Annotated in this window: 4 protein-coding genes; all 4 read left to right on the forward strand. The window is 67.5% G+C overall.

Annotated elements, in window-relative coordinates; all coding sequences use genetic code 11:
• Positions 1–191 precede the first annotated feature (191 nt).
• From KF708_11990 to KF708_12005, 4 genes are read left to right on the forward strand one after another with little or no spacing between them, the layout of a single operon-like run.
• Positions 192–7,739, forward strand: a complete 7,548-nt coding sequence (locus tag KF708_11990) for an SDR family NAD(P)-dependent oxidoreductase (protein ID MBX3413400.1) — start codon at positions 192–194, stop codon at positions 7,737–7,739.
• Between the two features lie 39 nt (positions 7,740–7,778).
• Positions 7,779–11,426: a polyketide synthase dehydratase domain-containing protein gene (locus KF708_11995; protein MBX3413401.1), complete on the forward strand. Its 3,648-nt coding sequence runs from the start codon at positions 7,779–7,781 to the stop codon at positions 11,424–11,426.
• A complete protein-coding gene (locus KF708_12000; protein ID MBX3413402.1) occupies positions 11,423–11,731 on the forward strand; it encodes an acyl carrier protein in 309 nt (102 codons plus the stop codon). Before KF708_11995 ends, KF708_12000 begins: the two co-directional genes overlap by 4 nt.
• 4 nt (positions 11,732–11,735) lie before the next feature.
• Complete coding sequence (locus KF708_12005; GenBank protein ID MBX3413403.1) at positions 11,736–12,602, forward strand: alpha/beta hydrolase; 867 nt, start codon at positions 11,736–11,738, stop codon at positions 12,600–12,602.
• The last annotated feature ends 1 nt before the right edge of the window (position 12,603 follow it).

A 12,603-nucleotide genomic window follows, 5' to 3' on the forward strand; every position in this document is an offset into this window, starting at 1 on the left:
CGGCCATCGGGTATTCTTATGGGTTACCACTACTAGCGGGGATGGCGTATTTCGACAAGATAGCGGGCCTAGGCAAGACCCTGCGTCACTTGGCGCCACGGTCTACCGCCGCGCCACACGCCCCGCACACGGACGATTGACGAATGCTGATACGGCCCTGCCGGCCGTTTGCTCCCGAAAAGGATTTGCCCATGCACGAACTCGAAGTCCTGGTGCTCACGCCGGCGGGTCTCTGCGACTCGGCGGTGGCGATCGCCGCTTGCCGCGCGGATGCCCGCGGCACGCTCGACCTCGAATACGTCATCGATCGACATCTGGCTCACCGAGAACTCGAGCGCCTGGCACAGTTCACCAGCAACGCGTTCGGCGTGAGGCTGGGAAGTCGTGCCGACGAATTGCCAGACGAGATCCTCGCCGCGCCGCACGAGCGTCTCGGTTGGGTATTGCTCTCGGCCACCGAGTCGGCCGGAACGGACTTGTCGCGGAGAGTGTCGCGCGTGCGCGACGCCGGCCGGCAGGTGTTGCTCGAAGTGACCTCGCCCGCCGAAATCGATCGCGCGCTGGCGGCCGAGTGCGACGGTATCGTGCTCAAAGGGCACGAAGCCGCAGGACGTGTCGGCGAGGAAACGTCGTTCGTCCTCTTGCAGCGTTGGAACCAACGGGCCGCGCAAGTGTCCCCCGGGACGCGGCTGCCGCTGGTTTGGGTACAAGGAGGCATCGGGCTCAATACCGCCGCGGCCTGTCTGGTCGGCGGCGCCCAGGGCGTCGTGCTCGATAGCCAGGTGCTGCTCGCCCGCGAAACACCACTCAGCGCGCAAATTCGCGCGCGACTCGCCCCCTTCGATGGCAGCGAGACGCAGATCGTCCGCTCGGCCGACGAGCAGATGTTCCGCGTCTGCTCGCGAGGCGACGGCGAGAAGCTGGAACAGATTGCCGCCTCGCTCGCGTCGGCCAGCGGCGTCGATCGGCAAGCCCTCAATCATTCGGCCAACGAATTGCCGCTGGCCCTGGGGCAAGATATCGCTTTCGCCGCGACCCTGGCCGAACGCTACCGCACGGTCGGAGGCATCATCGAGGCCATCCGTACCCGCTCCCGACAAAACGTCGAGGCCGCACGTCGCACGCAGCCTCTGGCGGCTGGCTCGCGGCTGGCCGCATCTCATGCCACACGGTACCCGATCTTGCAAGGACCGATGACGCGCGTCAGCGACACGGCCCCCTTTGCCGACTCGGTCAACGCCGCCGGCGCGTTGCCCTTTCTTGCCCTGGCGCTGATGCGGGGTCCGGAAGTGGAACGTCTGGTGAGCGAGACGAGCCAACGGCTCGCCGGGCGATCGTGGGGCGTCGGCCTGTTGGGCTTTCTGCCGCCCGAGATCCGCCGCGAGCAGGTCGAGGTGATCCGTAAGTACCGTCCCCCCTTCGCGCTCATCGCCGGAGGACGCCCCGATCAGGCGCGGGAACTCGAATCCGAAGGCATTCCCACCTATCTGCACGTCCCTTCGCCCGGCCTGCTCACGATGTTCCTGCGAGACGGCGCGAAGCGTTTCGTCTTCGAGGGGCGTGAGTGTGGTGGGCACGTCGGCCCACGCACGAGCTTCGTGCTGTGGGAAACGATGTGCGAGTTGCTGCTGGCCCACCTGGGCGAGCGCGGCCGTGGCAACGAGTTGCACGTCGCCTTCGCCGGTGGACTGCACGACGCCCTCTCGGCGGCGATGGTCTCGGCCATCGCCGCGCCGCTGGCAGAACGGGGCGTGGCGATCGGCGCACTCATTGGCACCGCTTATCTCTTCACCCAGGAAGCGGTCGATGGCGGCGCCATCGTGCCCCGTTTCCAACAAGAGGCGGTCGAATCGCGGGACACCGTGCTGCTCGAAACGGGCCCCGGCCACGCGATCCGCTGCCTCCGCACTCCCTACTACGACGACTTCCAGGCCGAGAAGCGTCGCCTCGAGGCGCAGGGCGTCTCGCACGAGGAACTGGTTCGCGCGCTCGAGTGGATGAACATCGGACGGTTGCGCGTCGCCTCGAAGGGGCTCGATCGCGTCGACGACGACGGCAGCCCCCGGCTGGCGCAGGTCTCCGCCGAGGAACAGTACGCGCGCGGCATGTACATGATCGGTCAGGTGTCGTCGCTCCGTGAAGGCCTGACGACGATGGCCGAACTGCATGCCCAGGTGTGCGACGGGTCGAGCGAGTTGCTCGAGCACCTCGACGCCGACGTCACGCCCCTCCGGGTCAAGCACACCCCTCCGCCACCGTGCGACGTCGCCATCATCGGCATGTCGTGCTTCTATCCGCAGGCGATCGACCTGCGCCATTACTGGCACAACATTCTGGCCAAGTCGTACGCGGTGACCGAAGTGCCCGCCACGCACTGGGACTGGCAGCTTTACTACGATCCCGATCCGCTGGCCAAAGACAAGATCTACAGCAAGTGGGGGGGCTTCATGCCCGACGTGGCGATCGATCCGTTCGAGTACGGCATCGCCCCCGCGTCGCTCAAGTCGATCGAGCCGCTGCAACTGCTGCTGCTCGAGGCGGTCAAACACGCCTTGTCCGACGCCGGCTATGAGCGCCGCCCCTTCCATCGCGAGCGCACGGCGGCGATCCTCGGCATCGGTGGCGGCGGCAGCCCGCTCGCCACGGCCTACGGCTTCCGCACCTGTCTGCCGCTGATCGACAATCTGCCCGACATGCCGTCGAAGTCGAGCGAGATCATCGATCGCTGCCAGTGGATCCTGCCCGAGTGGACGGAAGATTCCTTCCCCGGCTTTCTCTTCAACGTCGGCGTGGGGCGCGTGGCGAACCGCTTCAACTTCGGCGGAACGAACATGGCGATCGATGCTGCCTGCGCGTCGTCGCTGGCGGCGCTCGACGCCTCGGTGCGCGAGCTCACGCAAGGGACGGCCGACGTCGCCGTCTCGATGGGGGCCGACACGGTGCAGACCCCCTTCGCCTACATGGCCTTTAGCAAGACGCACGCCCTCTCGCGTCGCGGTCGCTGCAGCCCGTTCGATGCCCAGGCCGACGGCATCGTGCTGAGCGAAGGTATTGGAGTCGTGATCCTCAAGCGTCTGGCCGATGCCGAACGCGACGGTGACCATATCATCGCCGTCATCAAGGGGATCGGTTCCTCGAGCGATGGCCGTGAAAAGGGACTTACCGCTCCGAATGCGGCCGGCCAGCTCCGCGCCCTGCGACGCGCCTACGAACAGGCGCGCGTTTCGCCCGCCTCGATCGAACTGGTCGAGGCGCACGGCACCGGCACGGTCGTCGGCGATCGCACGGAGAGCGAAGCGCTCGCCCACGTGTGGCAAGAAGCGGACGCCGAGCCGCAATCGTGCGCCCTGGGATCGGTGAAATCGCTCATCGGCCACACGAAGTGCGCCGCGGGCATCGGCGGCCTCATCAAGGTCGCCTCCTCGCTCGAGCGCAAGGTATTGCCCCCGACGCTCGTTGAAACCCCCAACCCGAATGCGAACTTCACCGACGGCCCGCTCTATCTGAACACGCAGCCCCGTCCGTGGATTCACAGCGGCGACACGCCGCGTCGCGCCGGCGTGAGCGCGTTCGGCTTCGGCGGCACGAATTTCCACGTCGTGCTCGAGGAGTACCGCGGCAGCTTCCTCGAGGAATCGCGACGCGGACTCGACGACTGGCCCGCCGAACTGTTCCTCTTCCGCCGCGCCAGCCGGGCGGCACTCACCGAAGCGGTCGCACGTTGCCGCGAACGGCTTACCGGCGGCGCCCAGCCGGCGCTGGTCGATCTGGCGGCCGCGGCGGCTCGCGCATCGTCGCAAAATGCCGCGCATCCCACGGTGGCCATCGTCGCCGGCTCGCGCGCCGAGTTGAACGAGCGTCTCTCGGCCGCACTCGATGTGCTGCGCACGAACAAAACCGAGCATCGCGATCCGCGCGGCGTCTACTTCTGCGAAAAGCCGGCCGGCGGCGAAGTGGCGTTGCTCTTCCCCGGTCAGGGTTCGCAATACCCGAACATGCTCGACCAGGTGGCAATGGCCTTCCCGGCCGCTCGCGAGGTATTCGATCGCGCACAACAGGTCCTCGACGGCACGCTCGATCGTTCCTTGGGTCGCTACATCTATCCCGCGTCGAGCTTCTCGGACGAACGCGAGAAAGCCGCGCGCGACGAGTTGGCCCGTGCCGACGTGGCCCAGCCCGCCCTGGGGGCGGCCAGCCTGGCCATGCTGCGCGTGCTGCGCGACGTGGGCCTGCAGGGGAGCATGCTGGCCGGCCACAGCTATGGCGAATACGTCGCGCTGGCCGCCGCCGGGGCGATCGGCTTCGACGACGTGATTCGCTTATCGCACCGCCGCGGTGCCCTCATGCGGGCAGCGGTGGGAGATGTGCCCACCGGCATGGCGGCCGTCGAGGCCGAAGCCGCGAAGCTCGAACAGCTCTTCACCGCCAGCGACGGCATCACGATCGCCAATCGCAATGCCCCCACCCAGACGGTCATCGCCGGCACCATCGAAGCCGTCGACGCGGCGCTCGCCAAGCTGAAGGCGCAAGGCATTCGCGGGCGGCGTATCAGCGTCTCGGCCGCTTTCCATTCGCCTCATATCGCCCCGGCGCAGCAGCCGTTGGCCGAGGCCCTCGCCGCCTGCACGATCGGGACTCCGCAGCAGACGGTCTACTCGAATCGCACCGCCGAGCCGCACACGGCCGACGCCAGCACGATCGCGGCGTCGCTCGTCGAGCATCTCACGTCTCCCGTGCGCTTCCAGGAAGAGATCGAGGCGATGTATGCCGCCGGTGCTCGCACGTTTGTCGAAGTCGGCCCACAAGGCGTGCTGACGGGGCTTGTCGGACAGATTCTCGGCGAGCGTCCGCACGTGGCGGTCGCGACCGACAACTCCGGCCGACCGGGCCTCGTGCAACTCGCGCATGCCCTGGCGCAACTGTCGGTGGCCGGTGTACCGCTGTCGCTGGGCGCCATGTACGCCGGCCGCGAGTCGCACCCCTTCGCGCTCGACGAGCTCACCGTCGAGACCGGCAAGCGCAAGCCTTCGCCCAGCACGTGGCTCGTCAATGGCGTTCGCTCGCGTCCGCTGAATGGTCCTGAGCCGCCGCTGTTGGGGCAGCGTCTCCTCGACTACCAGTTTCCAAAGTCCGAGGACAACGGCGCGACGAGCGGAGCCAAGCCAAGAGCGGCCCAAGCCTCGCCCGTTGAACGTGCCGCCCCGCCGGCACCGGTGGCGCCGCCCGCTTCTGCTACTACCAATCGCTCCACCCAAACTCCGGCTCCGACCGGCGCTGCCGCGCCCTCGGTTCCGGTCAGGAACACCACGGAGAGTTCTTCGATGTCTCATGGAAATGGCTCCGCCGCCGGCTGGACGCCCGTACCTCCTCAAGCGGCGGCCGATGACGCCACCCTGGTCATGCTGCGCTATCAAGACCTGATGGCGCGCTTTCTCGATACGCAGCGCAGCGTGATGCTGACCTACCTGGGGGGCGCCCCCGAAGCAGCCCCTGTGGCGCCACTGACGAGTGCGCCGCAGCAGGGCATGGCGCTTGCTGCGTACGCGCCGCAGGCCATGCCCGCCTATGCAGCGCCCCCGGTTCCCGCGGCGCCGGTCGCGCAGCCAGCAGCCTCGGCTGCCGTGACACCAGCGTCCGCCGTCGTCGCCACGAACGCCGAGCCGGCCGCCGTGCCCGCCGTCGCGGCGGCGGCTCCCGCGGCTGTCGAGTTCAATCTCGAAACGATTTCGTCCCGTCTGCTCGAGTTGGTCAGCAAGCGCACCGGTTATCCCAAGGAGATGCTCGATCTGGACCTCGATCTCGAGGCCGATCTCGGCATCGACTCGATCAAACGTGTCGAGATCCTGGGCACGCTCGCCGAGTCGATCGAAGACGCCGGCACGGATATGGCAGACACGATCGAGCTCGAAAAGCTGACTACCATTCGCAATCTGCGCGGCATCCTCGAATACCTGGAGAAGGCGCTCTTCAGCGGCGACGCCCAAGGACAGCCAGCCCTGGCGGCTCCGGCCACCCAGGCGCTACCCGCCGCGGCGAGCAGCAACGGCGCGCACGATGCCGGCGGCAACGCGGCCTCTACGGCTGCCGCATCGACGAACGGCGATGCCGCCGCGGAACTCGAAGTCCAGCGGGCCCTGGTCGAGTTGATCGATGCCCCGCTTCCGACGGGAGGCTCGTTGCTGATCCCCAGCGGCGCCGTGCTCGTGACCGACGACGGCCGCGGTATCGCACGAACATTTGCCTCGCGGCTGGCCGATTTCGGGCAACAACTGGTCATCGTGCGTCATGCCGAAGGCATGAACGGCTCCCCCACGAACGGCCACGTCGAAGCGAATGGCGTCTTCTTTGCCGATTTCGCCGATCCACAGTCGGTCGAAGCGATGCTCGGTCGCATTCGCTCAGGCGTCGGCAAGATCGGTGGGCTGGTGCATCTCGCGCCGCTGGCCGAACTACCGACCGGCGACCAATGGGCCACGCGCGCCTATCGCGACGTGCGCTCGCTCTATCTGTTGGCGCGCGGCCTGGAACAGGATCTCCGCCAGGCGGCCGAGGCAGGGGGGGCGCTCCTCTTGGCCGGCACCGGCATCGGCGGTGGCTTGGGCTTCGCCGAAACGTCGTCCGATGAAGTTTTTCCCGGTCACGGGGCGATCGTCGGCTTTATGAAGTGTGTCGCGCTCGAATGGCCCCAGGCCCTGGTGCGGGTCGTCGATCTCGACGTCATGCGTTCGACCGACGAGCTGGCCGAGCGCCTGCTGGCCGAATTGAACGATGCCGATGGCCCGGCCGAAGTGGGCTATCTCGAAGGACGTCGCGTCACTTGGGAACCGGTGCAGGCCACGATCGAGGCCAGCGCCACGAACGAAGCGCCCCTGGCGCCGAATTCGACCGTGCTCATCACCGGCGGCGCGCGGGGGATCACGGCGGCCGTCGCTCTGGAACTGGCCAAAAACTTTCAGCCCCATCTGGTCATCGTGGGACGCTCTCCGTTGCCCGCCGAGGAAGAAGCGGCGGCCACACTCGGCGAAAACGACACCGCCAGGCTCAAGGCGATCTTCATCGAACAGTTGCGCGCCGCGGGAGAAGCCATCGCCCCGGCAGCCGTCGAAGCCGCCTATCAGCGGCTGCTGCAAGACCGCGAAATCCGCGGCAACCTGGCCGCCCTGCGTGCCGCCGGCGCCACGGTCGAGTATCACTCGCTCGATGTCCGCCACGGCGAGGCCTTCGGCCGACTCTTGGAGGACCTCCACGAGCGCCGCGGCGGAATCGACGGCGTCATCCACGGCGCCGGGGTGATCGAAGACAAGCTGCTGGCCGACAAAACGCCCGAATCGTTCGATCGCGTCTTCCGCACCAAGGTGGAAAGCGCCCTGACGATCTGCCGCCACGTGCGGCCCGAGCAGTTGAAGTTCTGCGTCTTCTTCTCGTCGCTGGCGAGCCGCTACGGTAACCGTGGACAATCGGACTACGCCGCCGCCAACGAGTTCCTCAGCAAGCTGGCCTGGTATCTCGATCGCCGCTGGCCGGGACGCGTGCTCGCCATCGCCTGGGGACCCTGGTCGGGGCTCGGCATGGTCGCCGACTTGGAAAAGCACCTCGTGCGTCGCGGACTCAAGTTGATCTCGCCCGAAGAGGGGCCGCGCTTCGTCCTCGACGAGTTGCGGCACGGCGAAAAGGGAGAAAGTGAAGTCGTCATCGCCGGGGGAGCCGCGAATCTCGTGCAACCTGTACACAACGGGTAACGCCCAGAGATGCGGCCAATGGCCGAATAGGACGTAGCCATGACCCCACCACCACACGCCGGATCGGTCGCCGACGGACCTGCGCCGCAGGCTTCGCCACGCAGCACGGCGCAAGCCACGGCGATACAGGCCACGGTGAACGAATTGTTCGTCTTCGCCGCGCCCGATCGCGCTCGACTGATCGCCGCGATCGAGCACTGTCAGCAGCAGGTCGCTGCCCAGCCGGCGCTCGATCTGTCCGAACTGGCCGGGGCGCTCGCCAGCGCTCCGCTTGATCCCCCGTCGCTGCGGCTGGCGATCATCGCCGGCCAGCGAGACGACCTGCTCAAGCGGCTCGAACGGGCACGCGGACGGTTGGCTGATGCCGATTGCCATCAGATCCAGGATGTCACGGGGTTGTACTTCACCGATCGGCCCCTCGCGCCACGGGGCAAGCTCGCCTTTCTCTTCCCGGGCGAAGGGGCGCAGTATCTCGGCATGCTCGGCGAGCTGGTTCACCAATTCGACGTGGTACGCGATTGCTTCACCTGGTGCGACGAACGCCTGGCGATTTCGCAGACGCAGGAGCGCCCCATCAGTCGCTTCATCGACGTGCCGACAGACATCGCGACTGCCGAGCGCGCAGCCCTCGACAATGAACTTCGCTCGCTCGACAACGCCATGCTGAGCGTGCTGGCCGCCGATTGGGGTATTCACCAGGTGCTCGAGGGCCTGGGCGTCGAGCCCGATGTCGTCTTGGGACACAGCGCCGGCGAACTGGCTGCTTTGCGCGCGGCAGGGGTCTTCGATCGCGACGATGAGTCGCCGATTACCGGCATGCTCCGTACGCTGCGCGAGCAGGAAGACGCCAGCGACGCCCATGCCGGCGTATTGTTGGCCGCCGGGATCGCGCCGCGCGCAGCCGCCGATTTGCTCGCCCAGTTGACGAGCGCGGGCACGCCGCAGATCGAACTGGTCCACGTGGCCATGGAGAACTGCCCGCACCAGACGGTGCTTGTCGGTCCGCCGGCGCCGATGGCCGCGGTCGAAGCCGCGCTGCAGTCGCGCAAGACGATGTACGAGCGGCTCTCGCTGGCGCGGCCCTATCACACGCCGTTGTTCGAGCCGCTCTTGGGCCCTTTGGCCGACATGTTCGCCGGGGTTCGTTTCAGCGCTCCCAGCCGCCCCGTGTACTCGGCCACCACGGGCCAGCCCTTTCCCGCCGATCCGGCCGCGATCCGCTCGCTGGCACTGGCCCATTGGGCCTCGCCGGTGCGGTTCATCGACGCCATCGAGAACCTGTATGCCGCCGGCGTGCGCATCTTCGTCGAGGCCGGACCGCGCGGCAACCTCAGCTCGTTTGTCGAGGACACCCTCCGCGGGCGCGAGTTCCTCGCCGTACCGGCCGACGTGCAGCGTCGCGGAGGCATGACGCAATTGTTGCACCTGGTGGCGCAATTGTTCGTACACGGCGTGCCGGTGCGTCTCGCCTATCTTCATCCCTCGCGCGCGACGCAGCCGACCTGCGAGCCATCGAACACGACGCCGATCGAACCTATGCCAGCTCGTTTCACCATTCCCCAGGAATCGAACGCCCCGGCGGCGACCGAATTGCCTCTCCCGCTCGCCGTCGCCGAACCGACGTTGGCCCCGATGAACCAATTTCCTGGCGCCGAGACGCGCGGCGGACGTGCCGAGGTGATGCAGCGGCACCTGGCGCTCTCCGAGCAGTTTCTGGCCGATCAGCAGGCCATCACCGAGCAGTTTCTCGCGCGGCGGCGCGGGGTGCGCACGAATCGCTTGGCGCCGCAGCTTTGGCGGACACCGCCGGAAATCACTCCGCTCGCTGCCGTGCCCACCATTCCCTCGGAACCCGTGGCAACGCCCGGGTCCGTTCCCGCGACCGTCGCCGCGCCGTGCGAGATTCCACACGATCTGTTGAGCGTGCCCGGTCCGCTCGTCTCTGAAATCGTCGAGCACGTGGCGGGCGAGCGGATCGTCATGCGGCGGCGGCTGGACTTGAGCGAAGATCTCTACGCCGAGGACCACACCGTCGGCGGGCGCGAGGTGAGCAAGGTCGATCCCAATCAACACGGCCTGCCGGTCATGCCGATGACCTTCACGCTCGAGATGATGGCCGAAGTGGCGGCGCGGCTCGTACCGGGACACGCGCCGATCTCGGTAAACGACGTCACCCTGATTCGCTGGCTGGCGCTCGACGATCCCATCAGCACGGTCGAGGTGAAGGCCAGCATCGAGCAGCGTCCCGACGTGCCGGCCGAGCAGGTCTCCGTGAGAGTCGAGGTGCGCGATCTGGGCCCCGATGCCGGCGTGGAAGAAGCGAACAACGGCTCCGCCAAACGGGGCGCGGTGGCCGCCCTGGGACGCGTCCTGCTGGCGCAACGCTACCCCATTCCTCCGGCCCCCAAGCCGGCGGCCTTCACCAGTGCGCGACCGAATACGATCGGCCTCTACGAGCTCTACCGCGGTTTGTTCCACGGGCCGCGTTTCCAGGGTGTGACGCAACTCAACGGCTTCGGCGACGAGGGGATCGAAGCGACGATCCAGATCCAGCCGCGCGACAACCTGTTCGCGTCGCGCCGCGAACCTGGCTTTCTGCTCGACCCGGTGACGATCGACGTGGCGATGCACCCGGCGGCAGGCTGGCACTTGGAACAACCCGACCAGGCCGGGCGCGTGCTGCTGCCCTACGAGTTGGGAAAGATCGAGTTCTTCTCGCCCCCTCCCGCCGCCGGTACGGAGCTCAAGGTCCGCACCTGGATCGCGCATGCCTCGGCGCGGCGCTTCACGCACGACGGCGACGTTTTCACCCCCGAGGGACGCCTCTGGTGCCGCTTCACCGGCGTCAAGTGCTGGCGCTTCTATCTGCCGGTCGACAAGGTGAATTTCCACGGGCCCAAGGACGAATACTTCATCAGCCGCGACTGGCCGATCGCCGCGCCCCCCACGCCGGCGGAGACCGCCCCGGCCGAGACCCGTTCCTGGGCCGTGCTGCTCGAGCCGAGCGACGACCTGGTCCAACCGGGCATGCTCGCCGCGGCGGTGCGCGTGACGTTGAGCCCCGTCGAGCAGGCGGCGTTCCGCGCCGTCAAGGAAGACGACCAGCGCGCCGGCTGGCTCTTCGGGCGTGTAGCCGCCAAAGACGCGGCGCGCATCTTGTGGCGCCATCAATGCGGCGAACGCCTCTATCCGTCCGATATCGAGATCGAAGCCGAACCGGACGGAAGCGTCGGCGCCACGCTGCGCAGCAACGAGCGACCGGTGGGCTTCCCGCGCATCGATTTCGCCTGCACGAGACGAGCCATGGTCGGAATCGCCTCGCTCGACGGTCGCCCGGGGGCGGCGCTCGTGCGGCTCGACGAATTCTCGGTGGACGAGGCCGGCGCGTCCTCTGCCAGCGAGTTGCTGCTGTTCGAAGGGGCGGGCATCGCGCCGGATGAAGCGGCAGCCCGACTGGCCGTCGCCCGGCAGGCCTTGCGGCGGGCACTCGGTCCGCAACGGGCCGAAGAACTCGCGCGGCTCGTGCCCCAGCGCTTCGACCACCACCGTGGTATCCTGGAATTCGAGCCGGCCGATGCGCTGGCGTCCCGCGTGGGACATCGCTTGCATTCACCCCTTGCCGTACGTACGGCGCGCGAAGGAGACTTGATTGTGGCGGCCGCCTGCTGCCCGGAGATTGCCCCATGAGTGATTGGACCTCGGAACAGATTTCGACGGACGTCGTGACCCTGCTGCAAAACTTTCCCGGCCGCGAGTACCCGGAAGCCATCACGCCCGAGACGCGCTTCTTCGGCGATCTGGGCTTTCGCTCGATCGATGCCGTCGTGCTGGGCGAGATGCTCGAAAAGCACTTCGGTGGTTCGCTGCCGTTTCACGAATTGCTCGCGGTGGTGAACGCCACCGGCGAGCAGGACCTGACGGTCGGCCAGATCGTGGCCTTCCTCGAGCGGCACCTGGCGACGTCCGACAGCACGGCACCCCAAGGATGCTGATTGCATGCCGCACGTGGCGCTCGATGGTCTGAAGTTCCATTACCAGCAGTCGGGCAGCGGTCCCGACGTCGTGCTGCTGCATGGCTTCACGAGCAACCTGGCGATGTGGCTCTTCAGCGGCATCGTGCCCGCCCTGGCCAACCGCTTTCGCGTCACTACGTACGACCTGCGCGGCCACGGCGCCAGCGATGCCCCGCCCGCGGGCTACACCTCGCGCGAGATGGCGGGCGACCTGGCCCGACTGTGCGACGCCCTGGAGCTGGGCCCCGCCTACCTGGTGGGACACAGTTTCGGCGGCGTGGTGGCGGCCCATCTGGCCTCGCTCGAGCCCACGCGAGTGGCGGGCCTCATCCTCTGCGATTCCTATTTCCCCGGCCTGGCCGAGCTCGAGCCCGAGATGGAACGGGTCGAGGTGTGGCGCGGACTGGCCGAGGTGCTCGACGAGGCGGGGCTCGACGTCGGCCAGCGCGTCGACTTCTCTCGCTTGTTGACGGCGGTGGCCAACCTAACCTCCGAGCAACGGACGATCATCGAAACGCGGCTGGGCCCGCCTGCCATACGTTGGCTGGCGCAACTCGCTCCGCTGGCGGCGACTTCGGCGGCACGCGACACGTTCACTGCGGCGGGCCTCACCGCCGAGCGCCTGGCCGAGTTGCAAGTGCCGGTCGTCGCGCTGTACGACGAGCATTCCCCGTTTCAGGCCACCTGCCGTTACCTGGCCGCACACGTGGCCGACTGCACGGTCGATTTCGTGCCTGGCGCCAAGCATCTGGCGCTGCTCGAAAGCCCTGCCGAATTCGTGGCCCGCGTGGCGAAACATCTCGACGCGTTGGCCGCTCGACAGAACTCGCCCCTGGCACAAGAACGTTAAC

It is taken from the genome of Pirellulales bacterium (assembly GCA_019636335.1).
In the GTDB taxonomy this organism is placed as follows: Bacteria; Planctomycetota; Planctomycetia; order Pirellulales; family JAEUIK01; genus JAHBXR01.

What these genes read in the sequence shown, in the direction of transcription:
- KF708_11990 (MBX3413400.1), top strand. Translation starts at nt 192, where the DNA reads ATGCACGAACTCGAAGTCCTGGTGCTCACGCCGGCGGGTCTCTGCGAC.
- KF708_11995 (MBX3413401.1), top strand. Translation starts at nt 7,779, where the DNA reads ATGACCCCACCACCACACGCCGGATCGGTCGCCGACGGACCTGCGCCG.
- KF708_12000 (MBX3413402.1), top strand. Translation starts at nt 11,423, where the DNA reads ATGAGTGATTGGACCTCGGAACAGATTTCGACGGACGTCGTGACCCTG.
- KF708_12005 (MBX3413403.1), top strand. Translation starts at nt 11,736, where the DNA reads ATGCCGCACGTGGCGCTCGATGGTCTGAAGTTCCATTACCAGCAGTCG.